The organism is Paraburkholderia sp. RL17-337-BIB-A (assembly GCF_046025895.1).
GTDB classification, from domain to species: Bacteria; Pseudomonadota; Gammaproteobacteria; order Burkholderiales; family Burkholderiaceae; genus Paraburkholderia; species Paraburkholderia fungorum_C.
On the sequence record NZ_JARESY010000002.1, the window covers coordinates 3,704,123 to 3,728,933 of the forward strand.

A 24,811-nucleotide genomic window follows, 5' to 3' on the forward strand; every position below is an offset into this window, starting at 1 on the left:
TCGCGGTCCGTTTACTGCGCGGCAGTGGTGGCAGTCGCGGCGGGCGGGGACTCCTTCGAACTGCTTTCACCGCCGGCCGGCGCGTTGAGCGCAGCGGGCGCAGCGGGCGCAGCCGGCGCCGCGACGATTTTCAGCGGCGTATCGGCGACCACGCGGATCGCGCCGTCGACCACCACCCGCTCGCCCGGTTTCAATCCATCGGTGATGAACCAGTTGTCGCCATGCCATTCACCCACTTCCACGACGCGTTGATGCGCCTTCGAGTCGTTGTCGACGACCCACACGAAGTGGCTCTTCGCGCCCTGCAGGACCGCGCGCTGCGGCACGAGAATCGCATTCGGGCGGGTCGCGCCGGACACGCGCGCCTTCACGAACTGACCGGGGCGCAAGGAGCCATCTGCATTGGCGAAGGACGCCCGCACGAGGAACGTACCGGTCTCCGTGCTGAAAGCCGGGTTCCTGAAGCTGATATGGCCGTGGTTCGGAAATTCGGTGCCGTCCGCCAGGATCACCGTCACTTCGAAGTCGTCATTGGGCGGAAATTTCAGACGCCCGTTGCCGACCTCCTCGCGGTATCTCAACAATTCGTTTTCCGAAATACTGAAGTTGACCCACATTGGATCGAGTTGATAGATATAGGTCAGCAGCCCCGTCGCGGAGGCCGTCACATAGCTGCCGTCCTGTTGCCTCGCGAAGCTGGACAAGCCGTTCAGCGGAGACTTGATCGTGGTATAGCTCAGGTTCAGTTCCGCCGTCTGCACCTGACCCTGGGCAGCGATCACCGCGGCTACCGCCTGCTTTTCATTGCCGGTCGCGTCGTCGAGATCCTTCTGGCTCAACGCATTCTGCGCGGCTAGCGGAATCACGCGTGCGAGATTCGCCTTCGTCACCGTCAGGCGCGCCTGCTGCTGTGCAAGCTGGCCTTTGGCCGTTTGCAATGCCGCCTGGAAGGGTTTCGCATCCATCTGGAAAAGCGTCTGTCCGGTGTGAACCATTTGCCCTTCGGTATAGAGCCGCTTGTCCAGAAAGCCGTCTACACGCGCGCGGATTTCGACTTCGCGTGAACTCTGCGTTTGCGCGGTGAATTCGAAATCGACAGGCGTGTCGGCCGGCTTGACCTGCATCACGGTGACTTCGGTCTCGCCGGCTGCGGGTAGTGTCGCCGGCTTATGACAGGCAGCCAGACACAACGTCAGCATGACAAGCATGAGAAACCTTCGCGCGACTACCGTTGCGTCACCATGTCCCGGCGCAGACCCTTGTGTGGACATCGCATGGCTTACAGGTTTCATCGGTTCACCCGTTGCGGCTACGTGAGAGTGCAGGCACCGAACAGCACCAGCGTGTCTTGATGGTTGACGAGCGTCACGGTCATCGAGCCCACCGTTTTGTCGAGCGCGATCGTCCACGCGTAACCCAGTTCCGTGCCTTGCATCAGAATCTGGTCTGGGCCTGTGTCCATGAAGCGGATGGCGGTGGTGCGTTGCGGTCCAATGACGACTTTCTTCGCGAAATCGATACGCAGAAATTGCGGCGCACCCAGCTCGGACGGCAGGCCGCGCAAACAGAGTTCGCCGGGATCGCAGTCGTGGGCGTCGATGGTCGCGCATATCAGCGGCGCGCTACCGTCGAACTGTGCCGCCGATGCCGTTTCCGATATGGCAACCGAAAAGACCCCGCTCGTCAGCGCCAGAGCCCCAAGCGCGGCACGTATGCATTTCCTGTTCATGGATGCCTCTCTTCTGCTGCGCGTGAGTCCTACTGGACCGTGTAACCTCGGCCTGTCATGCATGCAGCCACCGCGCGGTTGTAGGTGTTCAACGCTTGCGAGACTTGCTGCTGATTAGCCTGCGATTGCGCGGCCGCATTCTCTTGCGCGCGTCGCGCCCGCATACCGCCGGCAGCCGTACCCGTGATCGCGCCGATCGCCGCGCCCTTGCCGGCGTCGCCCGCCACCGCGCCCACTGCGGCACCGAGTGCCGCGCCACCGGCGGCGCCTCTCAGGCGCTGCCCCTGCGGCTGCGCTGCCCCGGATTGCGTCGCGCCTTGCTGGGCGAGCACGACCGGATCGACACCGGTCGACTGCTTGGCCCATAGTTGGCACTCCGCAGTATCGGTCTGCTGCCGGCTGGCGCTTTGGCCCTTTGCCGGATAAATGATGGGCTGCTGCGCCGCCGCTGCACACGCCAGCGTCAGCACAAGCACACCCGTCAGCCCTCGCACGATCGGTAGCATGGTCAGATTCCGTTCGATTTCCCACAAGGCGAGCCGTTGGCGTGCGCCTATGCGTGCGCCTGTTTCCGAACCAGGCACCATCTTCGACCTTGATCAGTCGAGTCAATTATTGGATTTCGCGTCGTTCGATGGCAATTGGCCTTTGGTCCCATAACGCGCAAATTCGATGCGCGGACCTGCGCGATTGCCTCAGACAGGCGGTACACCGCCGAGTGCGGCGCGCACCGTCTTGACGAACAGTTCGTCGTTGAAGGGCTTGCGCAGCCAGGCAACCGCACCGCCCGCGAGCGCGTGCTCGCGTACGCCGATCTCATCGTGTGCGGTAATGAAAATCACGGGCATGCCTTTGCCGGACAGGCGCCGCTGGACTTCGAGTCCATTGAGCCCCGGCATCTGCACGTCGAGGATGACGCAGTCGGGCTGATACGACGGCATCGATGCGAGGACGTCGAGAAACGCGTCGCCGCTCGCGAACGTTTCGGCGGCGATCCCGATGGAGCGCAGCAATCGTTTGATCGCCCGGCTCACCGATTCATCGTCATCGACGACGACAACGAATGGTTTGAGTTTTCCCATGGAGAGTAGTCCGCTGTCCGGGAATGCGCGAGTAAGCGCACTCCCCCAAACGAAAGCCTACGAGGCAGAAAGATTCGCGGATATTGGACCTTGGTCTCGTGTGGAGCGAGTGCGGCAGACCTGCGGCACCTTCCGGAGACGGGCACGCCGGGACAGCCCCGCGAGCCGGGCAACGCTACTACTGACCGGCTGCGATGGCATCAGCGCGAAGCGTGTGTTTACGCGTGCTCGCCGAGACCGACCTTGTCCGCGACGCGCACCAGCTGGGCCAGCGAAGTGACTTCCATCTTCGCCATCACGCGCGCGCGATGAGCTTTGATGGTCTTTTCGACCGTGCCGAGCTCGCCGGCCACCTGCTTGTTCAGGCGGCCCGTGACCACGAGCGCCATGACTTCCCGCTCGCGTGGCGTGAGCCTGTCCAGACGGCCGCGGATCGCGTCCAGCTCGCAGCGTACCGCGCGGGTCTGCGCAACGCGTTCGAAAGCCGCCTCGATCGCACGGAGCAGATCCGTGTCGTTCACAGGTTTCGCCAGAAAATCGGTGGCGCCCGCTTTCATCGCACCCACCGTCATCGCGATATCGCCGTGCCCGGTGATGAAGATGATCGGCAGGACCGCGTTGAGTTCGCGCTGCAATGCCAGACCGTCCAGATCCGGCAACTGCACGTCGAGCACCAGACAGGCAGGGCACGCAACCTCGCGCAGCCGTTCGACGAATGCGTGGGCATTGCCGAATGCTTCCACACGGTAACCCGCCGATTGGATCAGGCGTGCCAACGCACGACGCACGGAGTCATCGTCGTCGACAACGAATACAAGCGAATCGGATTCAGTCATGGCTTTTTATCGCGACTTATCCTCTTCCGTCGCATCGCCCGCCGGCAATGCCACGTAAAATGTCGCGCCTCGATCGTTGTTGTTTTCGGCCCATAGTCGCCCGCGATGCATGTCGATAATTGAACGGCTGATCGACAATCCCAAACCGAGCCCTTGGGGTTTTGATGTAAAAAACGGCTTAAATATCTTGTCCAGCTTATCCGCGGTCAAGCCATGGCCGCGATCGCGAACGGCGATCAACACCATGCCGTTGTCAGCCGATTTGAGCGTGACGCACACCACGCGGTCAACGGGAGGGACCTCGTTCATCGCGTCGAACGCATTCAGCAACAGATTCAGCATTACCTGCTGCAATTGAACCCGGTCGCCGCGTACGAGCGGCATTGTTGCGTCGATATCGAGCGTCACCCGGATGCCGCGCACAATCGCATCGCTGTGTACCAGCGAAACCACGTCGCGCATCACGCCGGTGAGGTCGAGAGGAATCACCTCGAGATCGCCCTTCTTGACGACTGCCCGAATGCGTCGGATCACCTCGCTGGCCCGGTAATCGTCCTGCACGATATCGTTCAGAATTTCACGCAACTCGGCCAGATCGATCGGATCGGCTGTCATGAAGCGCTGCGCGGCCTGCACGTTGCTGAGAATCGCGGTAAGCGGCTGATTCAACTCATGCGCCAGCGAGGAAGCCAACTGCCCCATCGTCGACACGCGCGTCAGATGCGCCAGATCCTGGCGCTGACGGCGTAACTCGTACCGGTCACTTTTGTCGATGACAAATACGAGCGTGACGTTCTCATCGCCGAAGCGAAATGCGCTCAAGTCGATTTCGACACTCAACTCCGTGCCGTCCTTGCGACGTGCGCACACGTCATCCAATGGCAGAAGCCCATGCGATCGTCGTATACCTGACGGGTCGGCCCAATGCGGCGCGTCGCTGTCGAAGCGCAGAGCGTGAACCAGCAGTTCAACCGGCCTGCCGACCAACTCACCGCACTCGTAACCGAATAACCGGTCCGCTTGCGGATTGACCATTGCCATCAGGCCGCGCGCATCGAGCATCAGGGTCGCCACCGGCAATAACGCCAGCGCTTCACGAAAATAACGTTCGCCGCTCACCTGTTCGTCAGCAGCAGCACCTGAATCGTGCTCGAACGCGTCTCGCGCGCCGCCATCATAAGTTTTCCTACGTGCAGTTCTCGCGGATGCAAACGTACGTAGCCGCTCCGTAAAACGTCTTCTCGCGCGCGACGTCGATAGACCGCTATCCGCCCCACCGGGACCCGTGGCTGCGTTGTCGCGATTTTCGCGCCGTAGAATCTCCGATTGATGAGTTTGATTTAAGGATTGGATCCGATCCGCTTTCTCCGCCAGTTCCGGAAGGGCCGCATGCGCCGCACATGCGCCAGGCGTCGCGCATTCGCGATAGTTCGTTTCGCTAATTGGCGGATTAAGACTGCTGAACGGTACTAATACGCGGCGGCGCAATTCGAGCGCCAGCAACCCTAAAATGATTGCTGCCTGTAAAACGACGATCGCAGGTATGACGACGCTCATGACCGAACGGCCTCTCAAGATTCGGCACCGCAAAATTGGCTGCCAAAAGTTGTACTGAACATCGGCGCGAGACTATGCCCTTGAACAGCAGGCTCATCGTCCCATTAGACAGTTAACGATTTAACAAAGACACGCTCTGAATATGGACGGCAGGCGGTACGAGCGTACCGGTAGGAATTACATTTGGGGAAGCGCTTCCAACCGGTAAAAGGAATCCTAGTACGCAGACATGAACATGTAAACGTAAATTGAGGCATTTGTCAGGCAGGTATTGCGAGCAACTCGCAAACAAGACCAAAGTCCAATTGTCTGCCCACTTCATTGGCGATAAATCTGCTTACCTGATGTTCGCGATTCGGCAACCTGCGTGACGGACACGGTCTCAAAGTCGCGCCACGGGCCCCTTCAATTGCAACCTTGACCGTTGGCCGTCCGATAACAGGTCTGTCCGCTCGGGCTCTTATATACGCCCTTACCGTTTTTGGTCTTGGCTTCCCCGCCCTTGCTCGTCGTGGTCGTCGTGACACCGTTCTGATTCTTTTGCGCCTTCCATGCGTTGCCGGTGTGCGGGTTATAGCCGCCGGCCGCCTCTCCGTTATTGCATTCGGTCATACCCCGGGCGTTCGTTACACATTCCGCGAACGCGCTGGAAGACAGCGCGATACCTATCAACACAAGCAAAACTTTCATGATCGTCTCCTGAGGCAGCAGGCACAGGCACGGCTGTGCGGGCCGCATCTTCCAGATTAACCCCCTCCGCTCGCAAGCACATTGGACCTTAGTCCTATTGCAAGCAGCGGCATTCCAGCCGCCTCATGGAGCGGGAATTGCAGCCGCAGCGCTGGCTCAACGCGTGCGCGCCGGGCGTCCGGCATCTCGTCCGGCAACTCAGTGAAGTGGACCTACCCGCAATGCCGCATACCTCGATTCATTCGAACCGCTCAGTCCCGCAGTCACGGCACTTTCGGCTGGTGTGGTTCGTCGCCACGCTGCTTTATTCGATGTCGGCGCCCGTGGTTCACGCTCAGGAGATGGAGCCGCGTGCCTATTCGGCTGTGCCGGTGGGCACCAACTTTGTGGTGTTCGACTATGCGCGCTCGAGCGGTAACGTCTCATTCGATCCGTCGCTGCCGATCACCAACGTGCAGGCGCATATCAACATCTTTTCGCTTGGCTATTCGCATAGTTTCGGGGTCGCGGGACATACCGTGAGTGTCGCGGTATCGGCTCCCTATGCGAATGCGAATGTGAGTGGCGATGTAAAGGGTATCTATCAGCAGCAGTACCGCTCGGGTCTCGGCGATCTGCACTTCAGGATCGAGGCGAACCTGCTCGGCGACCCGGCGCTCTCTCCTGAAGAATTCGTGCGACGCACACCCAGCACGATCCTGGGCATCAGCCTCAGTGTGGTGGCGCCGACGGGGCAGTACACGCCTACCCGTCTCATCAATATCGGGGCCAACCGCTGGTCGTTCAAACCCGAGGTCGGGCTCTCCCAACCATTCGGCAACTGGTTCATGGACGCGGCGGCAGGCGTGTGGGTCTTCACCGACAACGACGATTTTTTCGGCGGCCATCGGCGCAGCCAGGACCCGATGCCGACCTTCCAATGGCACGGCGGCTACACATGGCGCCCCGGACTATGGCTCGCCGCGGACGTGACGTACTTTACGGGTGGACGCACCAGCGTCAACGGTGTCGAGGATCAGGACTTTCAGCTCAGTGCGCGATACGGTGTCACGTTGTCGGTTCCGCTGGCCGCGAAATGGTCCGGGAAGCTCGCGTGGTCACGTGGATTGGTGACGCGTGTGGGTGGCAATTTCCAGACCATCTCGATCGCACTTCAATACCGTTGGTTTAATCGTTGAATCCTGTCGGGCAATGCAGCCTGGCTAGTGCATTCACGCCAGGCACAGCGCCGCCGGCTAGTGCCCGAGAATGCCGAGCGCCGCACGCATGGGTGCGAAGGATATTTCGACTATTCCGCCAAGCGGCGTATTCATTTCCATGATCAGGAAGATCGCACCGGAAGTCGATAGCGCACACATCACGAGCGCCGTCATGGTCGTGCCGTTGCGAGGCGCGAACAGGCCGAACGTGGCGAAGAGAATGGCCAGCCACGACACCAGCACTACGAGCAGAGGTACCGGAATCGACCCGGTTTGCTGAAGAAGCGCTAGCCACCGCGTAGCCAATACATCATCGACGATTTGCAGCGCCCGCGCCTGCAATTGTCGCTGCATGTCGGTGCGCGGCGAGAGTTCCTCCACTTGACGCTGCAACTCTTCTCCGCGGGTAACCACCTCGGGGCTGCTCAGTTTGGCGATTTGGACAGGATCGCCGGAAGACATTGCCGCGACCGACGCCGCGGTAGTACGTTTAAGCGCGCCACGGATTTCTTGTGTCTCCGGACCATACTGGGCCAGCGCGCGATCGAGGCGAACGATAGCGGCAGCGCTATGAACAAGCTCCGTGTTCATGGTGTCGAAAGAGCCCTTCGCCGACGAAATCAGCAGGCCCAGCACCAATGCGGCCATGGTTGCGACGAGACCGGTCGCCAGTTTGACGACACTGGTGGATTCATCGCTGAGGTGATGCTGCGGCAGCACACGGCGCAGATACGAACCGAGCAGCGCGCTGCCGAAGACGCACGCGAATACGATTGCCGCGTCGACGATGTGATTCACCCTGCAGACCTCCGTCTCTGGTAACGCACATAGTGCCTCGCCATCTTGCTCGCCGCACTGCAGCGTGCAATTGGACCAAGGTCCAATTGCACGCGTGTCGCTCTGCACTTATGGTTTTAGCTTCCTGCAGAGGGCGAGGCGAGCTAGCCGCCAGAAGCCGGGTCCGTGTCTGCGATCTCGTTCTCCGTCCCTGGCTGCGGTCGCACCGCGCAAGCGCCTTTGTCCGGCGAGGAGCAAAACATGTCGACCTTCAGACCGCGCCTGCGGACGCTGGCGCTGGTGCTCACGTTGGCGGCGGTGCAAACAAACCATGCCGCCGCACTCGACCCCGGCTGGCCGCGTGAACTCGTCCGCGACGATGCAACGCTTACCTACTACCAGCCACAGATCGACGACTGGAAGGATTTCAAGGAATTGACCGGTCGCATGGCGGTGAGCGTGACGCTGCGCGGCGGCAAGCCACAAGTGGGCGTGGTGACACTGCAGGCGCACACCGATGTGGATATTGACAGCCGCAACGCACGGCTGAGCAATCCGCAAATCACGGGCACGTCGTTTCCCGGTGCGGACCAGGCTACGGCGCAGAAACTCGATCAGGTGGTGCGAACGTTTCTCAATCCTCAGGCATCGCTGACCTTGTCGATGGATCGGCTGGTGGCCAGCATCGATAAAAAGCAGGCCGCGCCGGCGGTCGCGATCAAGAGCGATCCGCCCACCATCTTTGTCAGTTTTGGCCCGGCACTGCTGCTGTTTGTCGACGGCGAGCCCGTGCTGGCGCCAATCAGGAACTCGGACCTCACCTTTGTCGTCAACGCGAGCTGGCCGCTATTCGTCGATAACGCCACCCACCAGTACTATCTGTTCACCGGCAGTTCGTGGATGACGTCGACGGATATGAAAACGGGCTGGGCAGAAATAAAAACGCTCCCCGCAAAGATGACAAAGGTGTCCGCCGATCCAACGTGGTCGGACCTCAAACCTTTTATCCCGGCGCCGGCAAAACGCGTCGGCAAGGCTCCCGCCGTGTTCTATAGCAGTACGCCCGCCGAGCTGATCAGCTTCGACGGCCAACCGGTCTACAGCCCGATCCCCGGCACCGGTCTGGTATTCGCGAAGAATACCGATAGCGATGTATTCGTCTATACACCGACCAAAACTTATTACTATCTGACAGCGGGCCGCTGGTTTTCGTCACCTGCTCCCAGCGGTCCATGGACTTATGCGACCGACCATCTGCCGGCCGATTTCGCCAGCATTCCCCGCGATAGCCCAGCCTCGCGTGTACTCGCTTCGGTACCGGGCACGCCCGAGGCAAACGACGCCGTGCTACTCGCGCAAATTCCGACGACCGTCGAGGTAAACCCGGCCGCAGCGGCGGCAGAAATCAAGGTGGCATACACCGGCGAACCGCAGTTCGCACCGATCGAAGGCACGCCGCTCGCCTATGCGACCAACACGCCGGACAAGATCATCAAGGTCCAGAATCACTATTACCTCTGCTCACGCGGCGTATGGTTCGACTCACCGTCGCCCAGCGGACCGTGGACGACCAGCACATCTGTGCCACCGGTGATTTATACGATCCCGCCGGCCTCGCCCGTTTATAACGTCACTTACGTGACGCAGCAGGTGGTACCGGGCGGGACTGTTCAGGCCAGCTATACCGCGGGATATCTCGGCATGTTCATCGCGGGTGCCGCAATCGGCGCTATCGTTGCGCAAGGCAATGGCTACTACTATCCGCCGTATGTACGCGTCGGCTACGGGCCGTATCCGGTTTACTATCCGCGTCCCGCGCCCTATGGTTATCCGGTTTATAACCCCTACACGGGTGCGAGCGGTGTCCGCGGCGGCGTCTATGGCCCGGCTGGCAGCGCACAATGGGGCGCGTCGTACAACCCGAATACAGGCACCTATGCGCGCGGCGCGACGGCCTCGGGACGGTACGGCAGCGCGAGCGTCGCTCAGGCCTACAACCCGTACACCGGCGCATATGCGGCAACCCGTCAAGGATCGAACGCCTACGGTCAATGGGGCAGTTCGGTCGTGACGAAGGGCAATCAGTGGGCCGCGACGCAACACACCACCACAGCAAATGGCTCGGTTGGGCGTTATCAGAATTCCGCGGGCGGCCAGGCCGTGGCCGGCAGCACGGCCAATGGCCGTGCGATAGCAGGCAAGACCGCCAATGGCGATCTGTACGCAGGGCGCGACGGGAATGTCTACAAGAACACCGGCGGCAGTTGGCAGAAATACGACAATGGTTCCTGGTCCACAGTGAACAAGCCGACGTCTCAATCCGTTTCGCAGTCGGCTGCGCAAAGAACACCCGCCACTCAGCCGCAGCAAACGACCGGCACGGCGAACGCGGGTGCAGCTCAACAGAACGCTCAGAACACCCAGGCAAAACGCGCCACCAGCACTCAGTCAACTAACGCGCCAGCCGCGCCGAATAATACCCAGAGTTCTCGGCAGCCGCGCCCTTCTACGACCCAGCCCAATAACGCACGCGCGCCGCAGCAGACTACCCAGGCCTACCAGCAACCGCGCCCTCAGGCGACGCCGGGCGCCCAACCCCAACGCCCCGCTGGCGGAATCGACCGGACCAGCGCGCAGCCCTACTCCGCCGATCTGAATCAGCAGATGCAGAACCGGCAGAGAGGCGCCGCACAGAGCCAACGCTACGCTCGCACCGAGGGCGCCGGTCGCGTGGCGGGCAACGGCACGGGCGCGCGGGTCGGCGGTGGAGGTGGGGGTGCAGGCGGAGGTTTCCGCCGCTAGCGACGACGGCGCCCTCTGCAAGGCCGCCTCAAGCGCGCATGACCGGCGGGCCAACCAGGAGCAGCGATGAATTTGGGGCGGCGGCATGATCGCACCGGACGTTTGCGCATCGGCAGCATGGCGTTGCTCCTTTGCCTGCTCGTGCTCGACGTGTTCGTCGTGCCGTTCGCCCTGGCGCCTGACAGCCTCTCCGTGCGGATCGCGCGAGACGTATTGCTATCGCTGATCCTGCTAAGCGGGATCGCGGCGGTATCGGACCATCGCAGGCAATACATGGTCGTCGCGCTGGCCGCCGGTGTAGCCATTCTGATTCGCTGCACATCGTGGCTTTTCCCGCTGGATACGATATCCGGCCTGCTCGACGTCACGGGACTTCTGTCGCTCGGCATTCTCGGCGCGGTTGTCGGCATCAAGGTGTTCCGGACCGGCCTGGCGACATTCGACCGGATCCTCGGCGCGGTCGCACTTTACATACTGATCGGTGTCGTGTGGGCGGAGGCCGACCAACTCATCAACAGCCACATACCCGCGGCTTATGCAGGTATTGCGCACGGGAGCGCCCAATCCGATCGTGCGACCTGGCTCTATTTCAGCTTTGTGACACTCACGACGGTGGGCTATGGCGACATCACACCGGTCGCTCACTTCGCAAGATCGCTGGCGATTCTCGAAGCGCTGATCGGACAGCTTTATCCAGCCATCGTGCTCGCGCGCCTGGTGTCGCTGCACGTCGCCTCCGACGACTCCGACGACTCCGGAACCTAATCGTCGTAAGTCTTCGCCGTGACATACGGGATCGCCATGAAACGATATTGGACCAAGGTCCAATTGTCTTTACGTACCCGCAACACCACTATTTATTCCAATCGAAGCGTGCTGCAACCGGCATGAGCCGCACCATCACAGTCCTTTCATGCTGCGAGCAATCCGATGCGCAAACAGCGTTCACCGTGACGTCATTTCCCTGAATGGAGCACGAACATGTTCAAGTACCTTCGGCTTATCCTCGCCGTGCCACTCCTGCTGATCGCGGTGTCCTGTTCGACTCAACAGACAGCGTCCGCGCCAGGAACCGATCCGGAACTCGAAGCGAAGGCACGCGCGGCGCTGCAACAACTGAGCGATAGCGCACCCAGAACGCAACAGCTTCAGCAGATGGCAAAGGCCGTTCTGGTGTTCCCGGATATTCTGAAAGTGGGATTCATTGCCGGTGCGCAAGGTGGCAAGGGCGTAATGTTCGGCCCCGATGGAAAGGTGCTCGGCTACTACACTGCACGAGCGGTTTCCTATGGGTTGCAAGCGGGCGGACAAACGTTTTCGGAAGCAATGTTCTTCATGAGCGATTCTGCCGTCAGCTACCTCAACTCGAGCGACGGGTGGTCGGTTGGCATGGGCCCGAGTGTCGTCGTCGTGGACGCGGGAATGGGTAAATCGATGACCACCACCACCATGAAGTCCGACGTCTACGCGTTCATCTTTGGACAACAGGGCCTAATGGCAGGTCTCGGCGTGCAAGGCCAAAAGATCTCCAAATACAACCCGTAACCCGACATGGGGCGCTTGCGCACAAGTTGAACGCTGCACAGAGAGCCCCGTTTCTTTCGCATCGCGGTCCGCTTTGAAGGCCGCAACGTCAATGCAACGAAGCCGAGGGCATAACCATGGCAAAGCTTCCCAAATGGCTGGCGATTGTTCCGGTGGCTTTGTTCGGTACCGTGGCTATTGCTCAATACCCGGTTCTCGACATGGTTGCAGGAAAAGTCGTTCAGAAATACCAGGGATCGAGTTGTGAGCAGTTATGGCAGGAACGCGCGCATAAAAATAGCCAGCCCAAGTCCGAGCGGGAACAGCAAGCCTTGCAGTTACTGCATGACGATCCACAGATGCGTGCCGCGTTCATCGATAAAGTCGCCGCGCCGATCGCCAACAAGCTGTTCGAATGCGGCATGATTCCGTGATTGCCGCTGGCCGCATTCCGTCAATCGTCTGACTCGACGAGGCACCGATGACCCACGCGAAACTGCTCACACGCCTTACGGTCATCGCACTCGGCCTGTCGCTGACTGCGGGCGGCTATGCCCAACAGACGCACCACACATCGAAAGCAGCAGCGAAGCCGGTCGCGAGGAATGTTGCGCCCGCATTCAAGCTTGGCCTCGAGCCACACGCCGTCGATATTCTCAAGCAGGCGTGTGCCCGTCTCGCTGCCGCCCGCTCGATGTCTTTCACCGCCGTTGTCTCGTATGAAAGCCCCAGCCGTCTCGGTCCTCCGCTCGTCTACTCCACGCGATCGGAGGTCACGATGCAGCGGCCCGACAAGCTCAAGGTCGTCACGCTCGGCGACGGGCCGCCTTCCGATTTCTATTACGACGGCAAGACCATGACGGCCTTCGCGCCTGCGGAGAAACTCGTTGCCGTCGCCGATGCCCCGCCCACCATCGAGGCCGCGCTCCAGGCCGCGTTCGATTCCGGTGCGATCTATTTTCCGTTCACCGATGTGATCGTCGCGGATCCGTACAAGGACATCGCCGACGGTATGACGACCGCTTTCTATATCGGTCAATCCAATGTGGTGGGCGGTACGACCACGGACATGGTGGCGTACGTCACCGGAGACGTGTTCATACAGATCTGGATCGGCGCGCAGGACAAGCTGCCGCGGCGCATTTACGCCATCTATCTCAACGATCGCGCGCGGTTGCGCCACGTGCTCGAATTGTCGGACTGGCAGTTGGATATCGCTGTTCCGGCCGACACTTTCGTCGCAGCGGACGCCAGCGGCGCGGCGCACATCGCTTTTGCGCGTCCGGACGCCACGGATGCACCGGGCATGAAGCCGCCGCCGAAGGTCATGCATCAAAAAAACCAGTGAGGAAACGCACATGAACCAGGTTGCTATCCGTCTGGTGGCTCTGCTCATTCCAGCGCTCGTGCCGGCGCATGTCGGCGCGTGGTCGCATGCGAACGCCTACGGGGGCGGCACGTATCACGCTCCCGGCTCGGGGTCGACCACACGCACCGACTTTGCCGGCGGCAGCGAAACCCACACCTATGGGCAGGGAACGACCGCGACGGGTCGCTATGGCGATACGGCCACCCATCAGGCAGGCTCGGGCCAGACGACCATGACCAATCCATACGGCGGGAGTGCGACTCACACATACGGCCAGGGCACGTCTGCAAGTAATGCCTATGGCGGGAGCGCATACCATGCCACTGGATCCGGATACACGACGTACACCAGCGCCTCGGGGGCAACGGCCTACCACAGCGCCTACTATGGTGCGCATTACCCCGCCTACCATCCACCGGTCACCGTAAACAACTACGGTTCAGGATGCTACAACTGCGGAGGCTGGTCCACAGCGGGCGCGGCGGCAGCGGGCGCGGCGGTCGGCGTCGTGGCCGGCGCTGCGATCGCCTCCGCCAACACCGCGGCGGCGACTTCGACCGCATACAACGCCGGCGTGGCTGCGGGCGCTGCCGGCAACGCGGGTTTCGCGATGGGCGCGATCTACGCGGTTCTGCCCGCGGGCTGCATAACGCCGAACGTTCACGGCGCGACCTACTATCTGTGCGGCAATACGTGGTTCCAACCCGCGTACGGCGCCAACGGCGTCTACTACCGCGTCGTGCCCGCGCCTTGAAACTGTGTGACAGCGCAGCTGTGACGCAAGCTGACTTTACGACGCTACAGCAGTTGGTGTGTTTTCTCGCAACGGCCATTCGGCGACGCCTGTCATGGGGACACCCGTTGCTGCTCCGCTGACGTAAGCTGCTGGTTGCGAGCAGTGAGGGACTGGATCAGTCCTTCCACGCCGACCTGCTGGATCTTTTCATTGAACTGTTGCCGGTATGTCTGGATTAGCCAGGCACCGAGCACGTTCAGGTCATACAGGCGCCAACCGTCTGGCGTTCTGTACAGCCGGTAGTCGATCTCCACCGGCTGGCCGTTGCTCATCGCAATTGTGCGCACTACGGCATCCGTGTCGGTCGGCAAGATACGCGACGGAGGGTACTCAATCCGCTGATCCGGGCGCAGTAGCGCGATAGCGCCAGAATACGTGTGAATCAGTAGCATCTTGAACTGCTCGGCCACCTGTTCCTGCTGCGCCGAGGTCGCCGTCTTCCAATGTCGGCCCATCGCGAGTTGTGTCGTGCGATGAAGATCGGCGTATGGCAGGATGTATCTATTGACGATGTCCTTGATGCGAGCGATATCGCCAGGCTCGATCGCGCGAACGCGCACCTCATCAAGCACCTCCTGCGTTGCTGTCTCGATCAACGCCTGCGGATTCGATTGGTTAACCTGCGCGTCCGCCACGGCGCCGCGTGTGAGCAGCGTTGAGCACACGAGGACCAGGAATAGAGTTTTCATATGCCGAGGTCTGGGTGGATGCGATAGCTCGAGATTGGATTTGATCGCCCGTCTTCACTCACTCCGCGACGCGCTCGCGCACATCGCTTTCACGCTAGTTCAAAGGCTCTTTTGCGCGAGTGACTTTCACAGCGGTTGCTGTGACGAATTCAGCGCTGATACTGTCGCCTACCTTCAGATCCGCTATCGATATGTCAGGACCCGCCTTGACCGTAACGGTTCTGAGCGGTCCTCGAAGCGTGACCATGCGCGTCTTTGCGTTCACTTTCTGGATGGTTCCCAGTACATGTACTCTATGCGCCGATGCGGCAAATCCGTCGGAGGCGGGAAGGACTGCGGTGGAGTCAATCCGCTCGCGGATACCGTTCGATTTCACTCTATTTGCGTGAATCAGCACAGACTCCTGATAAGCAATCTGGACAGTGTCGCCGATCTTCAATTTGCTTATGTCACCAACTTCCGGGCCTACCGTCACGTCGAAGATTCGTCCGCCGACGCCCCGCAGCGTCGCAGTGCGCGATGTCACGTCAATGCCGATAACCGTCGCGCTGGTCTGGATCTCGGCAGCTGCGCCTGCCGTGTGCGGCCCAGCGGCGGCTATCTCCGTCGCGCTCTGGGCGAATACGGGACGCGGGAGGGACGTCGTGGCCAGAATGGCCATGAAGAACACACTTGCCGAAGAAAGGCGGCTGGATAGGAGACGCATTCGGATGCTCCGCTAGTTCAAGGGGTCAGCGCGAGAAAAACCCGATGGAAAACCGTGCCACTGTCGCCATCGGGATCGGGTAGAAGCAGCGCTTGCACGTGGGACGTGAACATTTCAATCCGCGCGAACCGGGAAAGATTCAAACGCACGTTCTCAGCAACGATATTCACGATACGCAGCGGGCGATATTGGACCTTGGTCCCATTCGTCCTACTACGCTTTGCGCTATCCGCTTCCGGCTCACGCGATGCCATTGGTCGCAGATGTATCACGGCCCCTCTTTTTTCACGGACGCCTGATATCGAGCGTCTCCTGGCCAAATTGCACAAGCGACTCGTGCTGCGCGACGCTAACCATCGCCGCCTTAGGTAGTCGTTCGGTGAGGAGGCGGTAAAGATGCGCTTCGTTTTCGGTGTCAAGCGCGCTCGTTGCTTCGTCGAGGAACACGTAGTCGGGCTTGTGCAGCAACACGCGCGCGACTGCTAGCCTCTGCTGCTCGCCCGGGGAAAGAATGCGCCACCAGTGGTCGGACTCCTGCAAGCGGGCAACATAGTCTTCCAGCCGGCACTCACGTAGTGCTTCGCGGCAGTCGTCGTCGCTGAAGGATTCAGCCGACGCGGGGTACGCCAGCGCAGCTTTCAATGTGCCCACTGGCAGATAGCTCTGCTGCGGGATGAACATCATGCGCGCGTCCACGGGTGCATCGATCGAGCCGTCGCCGAACGGCCAGAGACCAGCCAGCGCTCGCAATAGCGTGCTCTTGCCCGAGCCGGACGGTCCGCGCACAAGCCACCGCGAACCGGGTTTTACGACGATGTCGGGCACGCTCGCGAGCGTTTCGCCGTTAGGCAGTGCAAGCATGAGGTCGTGCGTACAGAGCTGGTTCTCGTCGACGTAGTGCAGTTTGATGCCGCCATGCTCGGTGGCAGGCGACACAGACTCCTTCAGATGAGGTTGCCGCACAACACGCTTGAACTCGCGCAGACGGTTAACCGTCGCACGCCATTCGACGAGCGTGTCGTAATTGTTGATGAACCACGAAAGCGATTCGCTAACCGAACCGAATGCGTCGGCGATCTGCATCAGCGTGCCGAAACTCAACGCGCCTGCAAAATAGCGGGGCGATGCAACGACGATCGGAAAGATCTCGGCGATCTGACCGTAGAAGTTGACCACGAAACTGTAGCGCTTCGTATACTTCATGACGCGCCACCAGTTTTCACGAATCCGGCCGAACAGATTTTCGGCGTTCGATGCCTCGGTCCGCATGCCGTCATAAAGCGCAATCTGCTCCGCGTTTTCGCGCAGACGGATCAGGCCGAAGCGGAAATCCGCCTCGACACGTTGCAACTGATAGTTGATCGACACAAGCGGGTGACCGACCTTATTGGTGAGGAGCGAGCCGACGATCGCATAGGCAACGGCCGCCCAGAACATGTAGCCCTGAATCTGGACGGGCGTGCCTCCCATCATGATGACCAGCGCGCCCGCCGTGCTCCACAGGACGATGGAGAACCAGACGAGCGTCTCAATCGTCGAGAGCAGGTCGAGCGTGAGGGACAGCGTGGTGGTGGCGAGCAAATCGAGGTCGACAGCAATGCGCTGATCAGGGTTATCGACGAGGCGGTCGCGCTCGATGCGGTAAAAGGTGCCATCGCCCAACCATTCCTTCAGGTAACGCGTGGTCAGCCACTGGCGCCATCGGAAGCCCAGCATCTGCCGCAGATAACGGTTGTAGACAGAGATCGTGATGGACGCAAATGCAAGCCCGGCAAACATCAGCATCAGTTGCGGGAAATCGCGCACATTCCTGCTTTCCAGCGCGTCGTAGAAATCGCGGTTCCATGTGTTCAGCCGGGCGTTGATGCCTACCAGAAGCAGGTCCATTGCGATGATCGCGATCAGCAGCCCCCACGCGGTCCCGCGTTCCTCCGAGACCCAGTACGGTCTGATCAGACTCCATGCAGAGACACGGTCGAGTGACCCAGATGCAGAGCCGGAGGAATGGTTGGTCATGAGTTTCGCCGTAACGCACAGCGATCGCGTGCGGTGAGCAAATCCAGGAGGTGTTATCGCCTCAACCGGTGAGTCGCACCTGCACTCGGCCTTCGCGCTCAGGTGCGGTGAGCAAATCCAGGAGGTCCTCAGCGACCACAACCAGTGAGTTGCATCTTAACTTGACCTTCACACTCACGTGCGGTGAGCAAATCCAGGAGGTCGTTATCAACCTCAGCCGGTGAGTCGTACCTTAACTTGGTCTTCACACTCACGTGCGGTGAGCAAATCCAGGAGGTCGTTATCTGCCTCAGCCGGTGAGTCGTACCTTAACTTGGTCTTCACTCGCACGTGCGGTGAGCGAATCCAGGAGGTCGTTATTTGCCTCAACCGGTAAGTTCCGTCGGAGCTTGACCTTCACTCCACGTAATCGTTGCGTCCGTATCAGGGAGTACGGCATGTCTGATCTCAACTACGGCGCAGGGCTGAAGCATCGCGAGCGAATGATTAACCCCCCAATTCCAGCGGTCCAGCGGCGTGTTAGGCGTACCGCTCGTTACCATCTCCACCGGTGTATAAATGTCGCCTGAAATAGGTGTACGGTGGTATAGGTGGATTGCCCTGAGAAGTTCCCGGATAAAATCCGAGCGGGTCCATAACGCATCAACCGCGCCGTTGAAGTTTCGCGGCGCATCACGATGCGCTTCTACAATCCCATATCCATGACGCTGCACGATCAGCGGAATAATTCCGAGCCGGCGCTCCATCACTCCGCGCCAGAATTACAGTAGTCCACTCCAAGCTGAGCTGGCAGTCGAGCAGGTCGCCCCACGCGCGGGCACAACCGGGAATGGCTGCGTCCGCGCAGAGGAAGGACTGGCCGCGCCGTCGGCGCAATGATGCTCAGATGCCGAGGCGAGCGTTCTGCGGAAACAGCGCCTTGCGTGCATCGTCGTCCATCTCGGACTTGAACGCGTGGCGCGTTGCGAGCGCTTCGGCGCTCTGCGCTGCCGGTCGGGCATTGATCTCGTCGAAAAGACGCTTGACGTTCGGCAGCTTTTCCCATGCTTCGGCACCCAGGATGAAAGGCACTGCGCGCGCCCATCCCCATACCGCCATGTCCACCAGGGTGTATTCGTCGCCGAGCATATACCTGTGTCGGGCCAACTGCGCGTCGATGATGCTCCAGTGGCGCCACGCTTCGAACTCGTAGCGGTTGACGGCGTACTCCTTGGGCTCCGGCGCGAAGTGCTTGAAATGCACGGCCTGGCCCGAGAACGGTCCAATGCCCGTGGCCACGAACATCAACCACGAGTACATCTGCGCGCGCTCCGCCGGCGTTGTCGGCATAAACCGCCCCGTTTTTTCCGCTAAATACAGCAGGATGGCGTTGCTATCGAAGATCGTCGCATCGCCGTCGACAAGTGCCGGCGCCTTTGCATTCGGGTTAATCGCAGTGAAAGCCGGGGCGTGCTGCTCACCCTTGCGGGTATCGATAGGCACGAGTTCATAGGGCAATTTGGTCTCTTCGAGAAACAAAGCGACCTTGGCCGGGTTCGGGGCCGGACAGTAGTAAAACTTGATCATGAGGCGACCTTTGCGTGAGTGAGGCCGACGATTATATGGGCTCCCGCTTCGCTTTGCTGGGCACCTCCGGCATTCACGGATGAGGATAGATAGAGGGGAGCTTGTCGGCGACTTAACGACCATCGGCCGGCACGCAGACGCAAAAATCGAAACGATGGGCATGCTGCGCGCGATGGTCCGATTCAATGTCACACCGGGTAAGCGGCTCAACAGCCCGCCATCCGACGACAGCGCCTTTGAGGTGCATCTGCGGTTCGACAGCGAAGCGGAGTGCGTGGCCTATGCCGATATGCGCCCCTGGCCAAACCGCCCGGTGCAGCAAACCGTCCCCCTTGGCTCAGAGACTTCCAACTTCACCCCATAGCTTAAAGGTTACGGCCGCACCGGAAAACTCCGCGGGTTCCTAAATCGGGGTCTGTACGACGCCTGCCCGCCTGCTTCTGTGGCGCGCGCCCATGCGCACGGTCGAGGACAGGCATCCTACAAACACGACGGACGCTTGAACTGGCTGTTCGCAGGTTTGCTGCGTGGCCGGTCAATGGGCGGCCGCGCTCGTGAGTCTGATCCGTTCGGCGCTACTCAACCGATACGATCGGTTTGGGTACCCCTGTCCGCCGAGTGCCACTGGAGGTATGGACTGTGCGTGGTCACAGTTATTTTCGCTACGCGAAAATATATGCGCCAGGTGAAATCACCTATAGGCGACCGACTTGCACCACTGCTACAGTTTCGCCTAACGCAATAAACGGCGTTGAGCGAATATTGTTCGGCTTGAAACATCGCTATCCATCGCATCTTCAAAGGTCGCCATGCAAATTGGAAAACCCAGTCAGCTACGCACGTCGATTTCGACCGCAACGCCTGACAGCATCACCGTCCGCAACCGGGATCTCTGCAAGGAGCTGATAGGCCACGTGAGCCTGACCGACTTCTTTTGTCTGCTCCTGACCGGCCAGCCGCCCACGGACACCCAGCGCCTGCTCCTCGACGCATCGCTCGTGTCGATCTCGGAACACGGGCTGGTCCCCTCCATACAAGCCGCCCGCATGACATACGCCGCAGCACCCGAGGCCTTGCAGGGCGCGGTTGCCGCCGGCCTGCTGGGATGCGGGTCGGTCGTCCTCGGTAGTTCCGAAGAGGCGGGCAAGCTCTTTGCCGCGTTGCTCGCGAAAACGCCGCAGGAAGGCACGCTCGAACAGGTGGTCGAGCGCGAAATCTCGGCGCTGCGGGCGCAGCGCGCGCCGCTGCCCGGCTTCGGGCACCCGCTACATCAGCAGGAAGATCCGCGTGCCACGCGCTTGCTGGCCTTGGCCGACGAACACGGCACGGCAGGAGACAACGTGCGGGTACTGCGCGCCATCGCTGCCGCGGTGCCGAAGATTTATGGCCGGGCATTGCCGATCAACGTGTCCGGCGCGATTCCCGCTGTGCTGCTGGACGCCGGCTTTCCTCTCAAGGCCTTGAAAGGCGTGCCGCTCGTCGCGCGCAGCGTGAGCCTCGTCGCCCATCTGCTGGAAGAGAGCATGGAGCCGATTGGCTTCGCACTGGCCCATGCCGGTGAAAGCGCGATCAAGTACGTCGCGTGAACAGGCATTCCCGGAACACAACGCGGCACTGCCGCATATGGAGCAATCGAAGTGATCAAGGTATTGCAGAACATTCGCGTTATTGAGCAGGGCACCTTCATTACCGGACCGGCCACGGGAATGCTGCTCGGCGACCTCGGCGCCGACGTCATCAAGGTCGAACAGCCCGGCGCGGGCGACCCCTTCCGGGCTTTTCGCGGCGGCCTGTACAGCCCGCACTTCCAGACGTACAACCGCAACAAGCGCAGCGTCACACTCAACACGAAAGATGCCGGCGATCTCGCCGCTTTCGATGAGCTCATCCGTACGGCGGATGTATACATCCAGAACTTTCGGCCTGGCGCGGCGGCGCGCCTGAATGTGGACGAAGCGCGCCTTCGTGCGATCAATCCTCGCCTGATCTACTGTTCGATCAGCGGCTTCGGCCAGTCGGGCCCTTCCATGGGTCGCCCGGCGTACGATACGGTCGCGCAGGCTGCCAGTGGATTCCTCGGATTGCTGGTCAATCCGGAGAACCCGCGTGTGGTTGGACCGGCGATCGCCGATTCGATCACGGGTTTCTACGCCGCCTACGGCATTCTCGGGGCGTTGCAGGAGCGCGCACGCACCGGAACGGGCCTGAGCGTGGAAGTGTCGATGCTTGAGGCCATGACCCATTTCAACATGGACGCGTTCACGCACTACTATTCGGCCAACGAGCTGATGGGACCCTACAGCCGGCCGATGGTCTCGCAGTCGTACGTCATGAAATGCCGGGACGGCAAGTGGCTCGCGCTGCATATGTCGTCACCGGAAAAATTCTGGCAGGGACTCGCCACGGTGATCGGCAGGCCCGGCCTGCTCGACAACCCGCGCTTCTCGACGCGAGAAGGTCGCATCGACAACCAGGACGCGATGATCGAAGTCCTGAGCAAGGTGTTCGTCGAACGCGATCGCGACGAATGGTGTCGCATGCTGCTCGCGCAGGACGTTCCGCATGCACCAATGTACGACGCCAGCGAAGCACTGGAAGACCCGCAGGCGAAGCATCTGGAACTGCTGGTGTCCGCGCGCCACGCCACGATGGGCGAATACAAAACCGTGCGCAGTCCGGTGAGCTACAACGGCGAACGCTCGCTTGCGATTGTTCCCCCGCCGGTGCTCGGCGAACACAACGAAGAAATCCTCGGGCCTCTGCGCGCGTGAGACAGCAGCGCGCTCCCCTGAGATGAGGCAAAGAACGCCTCACCGGGCGGCGCGCGGCAAAGAAAACAATCAGGAGACTGGCATGGCGTTGAGCATGGAAAAGGTAGGCATGAGCGAGGTTTCGGAGAACCTGGAGAAAGTAACTTACGACAAGGTGTTCTGGCGCTGTGTGCCGCTGTTCTTCCTTTGCTACATGGTGTCGTACCTCGATCGGGTCAATATCGGTTTCGCGAAGCTGCAGATGCTGGGCGACCTGCATCTCAGCGACAACGTCTACGCGCTGGGCGCGAGCATGCTGTTCTGGGGCTACGTCCTGTTCGAGATGCCGAGCAACATCGCGCTGCATCGCGTGGGCGCGCGCCGGTGGATTGCCCGAATCATGGTGACGTGGGGGCTGGTCTCCATTCTGTTGATGTACATCGAGCCGCTCGGAAAGTTCTTCCATACCGGCTCGGCGACCATGTTCTATGTGCTGCGTTTTCTGCTAGGCGTGTGCGAGGCGGGCTTTTTTCCCGGTGTGGTTCTCTATCTGAACAGTTGGTTCCCGTCCCACAAGCAGAACCGCGTCATGGCCGGCTTCATGGTGGCGCTGCCGCTAAGCCTTTGCATCGGCGGACCGGTCTCGGGCTGGGTGCTGCAGAACATGCACGAGACGTTCGGCTATCGCGGCTGGCAGTGGATGCTGATTGTGGAAGGTGTGCCCGCCATCATTCTCGGGGTGATGGTACTGCTCACGCTGACGGAAACCATCGACGACGCCCGCTGGCTCACGCCTGAAGAAAAGTCGCTATTGAAGCGCAATCTCTCGTCAGAGAACGTGACGAAGACTCACGACTTTGGCGCCGCGTTGAAGAGCCGGGGCGTATGGATCCTGTGCGGAATCCTGCTCACCATGAACACCGGTTTCTATGGCCTGTCGTTCTGGTTGCCGTCCATCATCAGCGCCGCGGGGATCAAGGATGCTTTCCATATTGGCTTGCTGGCCGCAGTGCCGTATGTGGCCGCCAGCGTCGTGATGATTGCGAACGCCGTGCATTCGCACCGCACTGGCGAACGGCGTCTGCATGCCGCTATTCCGGCGCTGCTGGCCGGCATTGCGTTGCTTCTCAGCGCGACGTTTACGCACGAGCTTTCGGTGTCGATCCTGCTCATCTCGATTGCCGCCTCCGGAATCATAGGCATCATGCCGATCTTCTGGACCTTCGCCGGCCGCCTGCTTTCCGGCGCCGCGGCAGCGGCCGGACTCGCGATGATCAACTCCGTTGGCAGCTTGTCCGGCATCACCGGCGCGATGATCACCAATGTCGCGAAGAACGTGACCGGTGACGTCAACAGCGGTACCTACGTGCTGGGTGGTTGCCTGCTGGTCTGCTGCTGTCTGATTCTTTCGATTCCTCGCGCAATGGTGTCCACCACGCGACCGGATTGAGCGAGGTTTCCGGCACCCCGCTGGGCAGCGCGAAAGGGAACCGGAAACCATGGTCAGTTATTTAGCAATCCTTTCAATATTCCATATTTTCCCTTAAAAGAACAAGTTCCAGGAGACAGATAATGAAGAGTGCCATCAAGACGGCGGTGCTGTCGTCGACTACCCTCGCATGTTCGCTGTGTGGCATGGGGATCGCATATGCGCAAAGCAACGTGACGCTGTATGGATTGATCGACGAAAGCCTCAACTACGTCAGCAACGAAGGCGGCCACAGCGCTTTCACGCAAACCTCCGGCAACGTGCAGGGCAGCCGCTGGGGCATCAAGGGCACCGAAGACCTCGGCAGTGGATACCAGGCCATCTTCACGTTGGAAAATGGCTTCGCGCTGAACAACGGGGCACTCGGTCAGGGCGGCCTCGAGTTCGGACGTCAGGCGTTTGTCGGACTTACGACGCCCGCTGGCACGATCACGTTGGGTCGACAATACGACTTCCTGATCTATCTGTATTCGATGACCAACCTGTACAGCGCCGGTACGTACGGTTTCCATCTCGGGGATTACGACCGCCTCGGCGGCGAGCGGCTCAATAATGTCATTGCATACCAGAGTCCCACGTTCGGTGGCCTGAAGTTCGGCGCGCTGTACGCGCCGGGCGGCCAGCCCGGCCATCTGGCAGCCGGCAGTGCGCAGAGTTATGGCGTCTCATACAGCCGCGGCAACCTGAATCTCGCCGCCGCGTACACCAGCGTGAACAATACGACCATCACCCCGGCTACGACGATCGGCGTACCCGACCTGTTCGGCACGCCGCAAAGCGGGACGATTGCCCTCGACCGGATGTCGACCGTCGCGGCGGGAGGCAGCTATCGGTTCGGGCCCGCGTTGCTGCATGGCGTGTATTCGCTCACCGACATGAAGAGCGGCGGTTCGACCGCCGTGCTAAGTACGTGGGAGGGCGGTGTAACCTATTGGCTGACGCCCGCGGTATCGGTGCTGGGCGGCTACGCGTACTCGAAGCTGAATGAAGACCGCTGGGGTCAATACATGCTCTCCGCCAACTATTTCCTCTCGAAGCGAACCGACCTCTATGCCTTGCTTAACTACGAGCATGTGCATGGCGAGAACGTCAGAGCCACGCTGTTCACCGCAACGCCTTCGAGCGGCGCCAACCAGACCATCGTCAGCCTGGGCATCCGGCATCGGTTCTGACGCATCTCTGCCAAGGTTTTCTTGCGAAATGTTTTTCGTCCTGCGAAAATTAGAGTAGTTAG

At 60.6% G+C, this 24,811-nt stretch carries 25 protein-coding genes; 12 read left to right on the plus strand and 13 right to left on the minus strand.

Annotation, left to right across the window (positions count from 1 at the left end):
• Positions 1 to 11: 11 nt before the first annotated feature.
• The 7 genes from P0D84_RS37125 to P0D84_RS37155 all read right to left on the minus strand — a co-directional run bounded on the left by P0D84_RS37125 (position 12) and on the right by P0D84_RS37155 (position 5,894).
• On the minus strand, positions 12 to 1,208 hold the full coding sequence (locus tag P0D84_RS37125) for an efflux RND transporter periplasmic adaptor subunit (protein ID WP_408345621.1): 1,197 nt from the start codon (positions 1,206 to 1,208) through the stop codon (positions 12 to 14).
• Between the two features lie 101 nt (positions 1,209 to 1,309).
• Positions 1,310 to 1,729 (minus strand): hypothetical protein, encoded by a 420-nt coding sequence (locus P0D84_RS37130; RefSeq protein ID WP_408345624.1) that lies wholly within the window; start codon positions 1,727 to 1,729, stop codon positions 1,310 to 1,312.
• 29 nt (positions 1,730 to 1,758) lie between these two features.
• A complete protein-coding gene (locus P0D84_RS37135; RefSeq protein WP_408345627.1) occupies positions 1,759 to 2,235 on the minus strand; it encodes a glycine zipper family protein in 477 nt (158 codons plus the stop codon).
• 189 nt (positions 2,236 to 2,424) lie between these two features.
• Positions 2,425 to 2,811, minus strand: a complete 387-nt coding sequence (locus P0D84_RS37140; RefSeq protein ID WP_408345630.1) for a response regulator transcription factor — start codon at positions 2,809 to 2,811, stop codon at positions 2,425 to 2,427.
• Between the two features lie 218 nt (positions 2,812 to 3,029).
• The gene (locus P0D84_RS37145) at positions 3,030 to 3,647 is read right to left on the minus strand and encodes a response regulator transcription factor (RefSeq protein ID WP_408345633.1); all 618 of its coding nucleotides are present in this window, start codon (positions 3,645 to 3,647) and stop codon (positions 3,030 to 3,032) included.
• A gap of 6 nt (positions 3,648 to 3,653) precedes the next feature.
• Positions 3,654 to 4,766 carry a PAS domain-containing sensor histidine kinase gene (locus P0D84_RS37150; protein WP_408345636.1) on the minus strand — a complete coding sequence of 371 codons (1,113 nt, stop codon included), beginning with the start codon at positions 4,764 to 4,766 and terminating at the stop codon, positions 3,654 to 3,656.
• Between the two features lie 843 nt (positions 4,767 to 5,609).
• Positions 5,610 to 5,894 (minus strand): hypothetical protein, encoded by a 285-nt coding sequence (locus tag P0D84_RS37155; protein WP_408345639.1) that lies wholly within the window; start codon positions 5,892 to 5,894, stop codon positions 5,610 to 5,612.
• A 125-nt stretch (positions 5,895 to 6,019) separates the two neighbouring features.
• On the opposite strand from P0D84_RS37155, the gene P0D84_RS37160 reads away from it, so the two are divergent.
• On the plus strand, positions 6,020 to 7,072 hold the full coding sequence (locus P0D84_RS37160) for a transporter (RefSeq protein ID WP_408345642.1): 1,053 nt from the start codon (positions 6,020 to 6,022) through the stop codon (positions 7,070 to 7,072).
• Between the two features lie 57 nt (positions 7,073 to 7,129).
• Here P0D84_RS37160 and P0D84_RS37165 read toward each other — a convergent pair whose 3' ends face one another.
• On the minus strand, positions 7,130 to 7,891 hold the full coding sequence (locus P0D84_RS37165) for a bestrophin-like domain (RefSeq protein WP_408345645.1): 762 nt from the start codon (positions 7,889 to 7,891) through the stop codon (positions 7,130 to 7,132).
• A gap of 240 nt (positions 7,892 to 8,131) precedes the next feature.
• Here P0D84_RS37165 and P0D84_RS37170 point away from each other — a divergent pair, with 240 nt between their 5' ends.
• The 6 genes from P0D84_RS37170 to P0D84_RS37195 all read left to right on the plus strand — a co-directional run bounded on the left by P0D84_RS37170 (position 8,132) and on the right by P0D84_RS37195 (position 14,319).
• Positions 8,132 to 10,672, plus strand: a complete 2,541-nt coding sequence (locus P0D84_RS37170) for a hypothetical protein (protein WP_408345648.1) — start codon at positions 8,132 to 8,134, stop codon at positions 10,670 to 10,672.
• Positions 10,673 to 10,738: 66 nt separating this feature from the next.
• Complete coding sequence (locus tag P0D84_RS37175; protein ID WP_408345651.1) at positions 10,739 to 11,437, plus strand: potassium channel family protein; 699 nt, start codon at positions 10,739 to 10,741, stop codon at positions 11,435 to 11,437.
• Between the two features lie 216 nt (positions 11,438 to 11,653).
• Entirely contained in the window at positions 11,654 to 12,217 is a 564-nt protein-coding gene (locus P0D84_RS37180; RefSeq protein WP_408345654.1) for a lipid-binding SYLF domain-containing protein, read from the plus strand.
• A gap of 116 nt (positions 12,218 to 12,333) precedes the next feature.
• On the plus strand, positions 12,334 to 12,630 hold the full coding sequence (locus P0D84_RS37185; protein WP_408345657.1) for a hypothetical protein: 297 nt from the start codon (positions 12,334 to 12,336) through the stop codon (positions 12,628 to 12,630).
• A gap of 47 nt (positions 12,631 to 12,677) precedes the next feature.
• Positions 12,678 to 13,544, plus strand: a complete 867-nt coding sequence (locus P0D84_RS37190; protein WP_408345660.1) for a DUF2092 domain-containing protein — start codon at positions 12,678 to 12,680, stop codon at positions 13,542 to 13,544.
• 10 nt (positions 13,545 to 13,554) lie between these two features.
• Positions 13,555 to 14,319, plus strand: coding sequence for a hypothetical protein (locus P0D84_RS37195; protein WP_408345663.1), 765 nt, complete (start codon positions 13,555 to 13,557; stop codon positions 14,317 to 14,319).
• Between the two features lie 92 nt (positions 14,320 to 14,411).
• Here the strand turns inward: P0D84_RS37195 and P0D84_RS37200 are convergent, their stop codons facing one another.
• From P0D84_RS37200 to P0D84_RS37220, 5 genes are all read right to left on the minus strand, one after another.
• A complete protein-coding gene (locus P0D84_RS37200; RefSeq protein WP_408345666.1) occupies positions 14,412 to 15,050 on the minus strand; it encodes an MlaC/ttg2D family ABC transporter substrate-binding protein in 639 nt (212 codons plus the stop codon).
• A 94-nt stretch (positions 15,051 to 15,144) separates the two neighbouring features.
• Positions 15,145 to 15,711: a hypothetical protein gene (locus P0D84_RS37205; RefSeq protein WP_408345669.1), complete on the minus strand. Its 567-nt coding sequence runs from the start codon at positions 15,709 to 15,711 to the stop codon at positions 15,145 to 15,147.
• 330 nt (positions 15,712 to 16,041) lie between these two features.
• A complete protein-coding gene (locus P0D84_RS37210) occupies positions 16,042 to 17,772 on the minus strand; it encodes an ABC transporter ATP-binding protein/permease (protein WP_408345672.1) in 1,731 nt (576 codons plus the stop codon).
• A 365-nt stretch (positions 17,773 to 18,137) separates the two neighbouring features.
• The gene (locus tag P0D84_RS37215; RefSeq protein ID WP_408345675.1) at positions 18,138 to 18,518 is read right to left on the minus strand and encodes a hypothetical protein; all 381 of its coding nucleotides are present in this window, start codon (positions 18,516 to 18,518) and stop codon (positions 18,138 to 18,140) included.
• 136 nt (positions 18,519 to 18,654) lie between these two features.
• Positions 18,655 to 19,338 (minus strand): glutathione S-transferase family protein, encoded by a 684-nt coding sequence (locus P0D84_RS37220; protein ID WP_408345678.1) that lies wholly within the window; start codon positions 19,336 to 19,338, stop codon positions 18,655 to 18,657.
• A gap of 79 nt (positions 19,339 to 19,417) precedes the next feature.
• On the opposite strand from P0D84_RS37220, the gene P0D84_RS37225 reads away from it, so the two are divergent.
• From P0D84_RS37225 to P0D84_RS37245, 5 genes are all read left to right on the plus strand, one after another.
• Positions 19,418 to 19,702 carry a hypothetical protein gene (locus P0D84_RS37225; RefSeq protein ID WP_408345681.1) on the plus strand — a complete coding sequence of 95 codons (285 nt, stop codon included), beginning with the start codon at positions 19,418 to 19,420 and terminating at the stop codon, positions 19,700 to 19,702.
• Positions 19,703 to 20,147: 445 nt separating this feature from the next.
• A complete protein-coding gene (locus tag P0D84_RS37230; RefSeq protein ID WP_408345684.1) occupies positions 20,148 to 20,924 on the plus strand; it encodes a citryl-CoA lyase in 777 nt (258 codons plus the stop codon).
• 51 nt (positions 20,925 to 20,975) lie between these two features.
• Positions 20,976 to 22,109: a CaiB/BaiF CoA transferase family protein gene (locus P0D84_RS37235; RefSeq protein ID WP_408345687.1), complete on the plus strand. Its 1,134-nt coding sequence runs from the start codon at positions 20,976 to 20,978 to the stop codon at positions 22,107 to 22,109.
• Positions 22,110 to 22,191: 82 nt separating this feature from the next.
• The gene (locus tag P0D84_RS37240; RefSeq protein WP_408345690.1) at positions 22,192 to 23,538 is read left to right on the plus strand and encodes an MFS transporter; all 1,347 of its coding nucleotides are present in this window, start codon (positions 22,192 to 22,194) and stop codon (positions 23,536 to 23,538) included.
• A 122-nt stretch (positions 23,539 to 23,660) separates the two neighbouring features.
• Positions 23,661 to 24,749 carry a porin gene (locus P0D84_RS37245; protein WP_408345693.1) on the plus strand — a complete coding sequence of 363 codons (1,089 nt, stop codon included), beginning with the start codon at positions 23,661 to 23,663 and terminating at the stop codon, positions 24,747 to 24,749.
• Positions 24,750 to 24,811 lie beyond the last annotated feature (62 nt).

Coding starts and splice junctions, on each gene's coding strand:
- P0D84_RS37125 (WP_408345621.1), bottom strand. CDS start 1,208: ATGCTTGTCATGCTGACGTTGTGTCTGGCTGCCTGTCATAAGCCGGCG.
- P0D84_RS37130 (WP_408345624.1), bottom strand. CDS start 1,729: ATGAACAGGAAATGCATACGTGCCGCGCTTGGGGCTCTGGCGCTGACG.
- P0D84_RS37135 (WP_408345627.1), bottom strand. CDS start 2,235: ATGCTACCGATCGTGCGAGGGCTGACGGGTGTGCTTGTGCTGACGCTG.
- P0D84_RS37140 (WP_408345630.1), bottom strand. CDS start 2,811: ATGGGAAAACTCAAACCATTCGTTGTCGTCGTCGATGACGATGAATCG.
- P0D84_RS37145 (WP_408345633.1), bottom strand. CDS start 3,647: ATGACTGAATCCGATTCGCTTGTATTCGTTGTCGACGACGATGACTCC.
- P0D84_RS37155 (WP_408345639.1), bottom strand. CDS start 5,894: ATGAAAGTTTTGCTTGTGTTGATAGGTATCGCGCTGTCTTCCAGCGCG.
- P0D84_RS37160 (WP_408345642.1), top strand. CDS start 6,020: ATGGAGCGGGAATTGCAGCCGCAGCGCTGGCTCAACGCGTGCGCGCCG.
- P0D84_RS37170 (WP_408345648.1), top strand. CDS start 8,132: ATGTCGACCTTCAGACCGCGCCTGCGGACGCTGGCGCTGGTGCTCACG.
- P0D84_RS37175 (WP_408345651.1), top strand. CDS start 10,739: ATGAATTTGGGGCGGCGGCATGATCGCACCGGACGTTTGCGCATCGGC.
- P0D84_RS37180 (WP_408345654.1), top strand. CDS start 11,654: ATGTTCAAGTACCTTCGGCTTATCCTCGCCGTGCCACTCCTGCTGATC.
- P0D84_RS37185 (WP_408345657.1), top strand. CDS start 12,334: ATGGCAAAGCTTCCCAAATGGCTGGCGATTGTTCCGGTGGCTTTGTTC.
- P0D84_RS37190 (WP_408345660.1), top strand. CDS start 12,678: ATGACCCACGCGAAACTGCTCACACGCCTTACGGTCATCGCACTCGGC.
- P0D84_RS37195 (WP_408345663.1), top strand. CDS start 13,555: ATGAACCAGGTTGCTATCCGTCTGGTGGCTCTGCTCATTCCAGCGCTC.
- P0D84_RS37200 (WP_408345666.1), bottom strand. CDS start 15,050: ATGAAAACTCTATTCCTGGTCCTCGTGTGCTCAACGCTGCTCACACGC.
- P0D84_RS37205 (WP_408345669.1), bottom strand. CDS start 15,711: ATGGCCATTCTGGCCACGACGTCCCTCCCGCGTCCCGTATTCGCCCAG.
- P0D84_RS37210 (WP_408345672.1), bottom strand. CDS start 17,772: ATGACCAACCATTCCTCCGGCTCTGCATCTGGGTCACTCGACCGTGTC.
- P0D84_RS37215 (WP_408345675.1), bottom strand. CDS start 18,518: ATGGAGCGCCGGCTCGGAATTATTCCGCTGATCGTGCAGCGTCATGGA.
- P0D84_RS37220 (WP_408345678.1), bottom strand. CDS start 19,338: ATGATCAAGTTTTACTACTGTCCGGCCCCGAACCCGGCCAAGGTCGCT.
- P0D84_RS37225 (WP_408345681.1), top strand. CDS start 19,418: ATGAGGATAGATAGAGGGGAGCTTGTCGGCGACTTAACGACCATCGGC.
- P0D84_RS37230 (WP_408345684.1), top strand. CDS start 20,148: ATGCAAATTGGAAAACCCAGTCAGCTACGCACGTCGATTTCGACCGCA.
- P0D84_RS37240 (WP_408345690.1), top strand. CDS start 22,192: ATGGCGTTGAGCATGGAAAAGGTAGGCATGAGCGAGGTTTCGGAGAAC.
- P0D84_RS37245 (WP_408345693.1), top strand. CDS start 23,661: ATGAAGAGTGCCATCAAGACGGCGGTGCTGTCGTCGACTACCCTCGCA.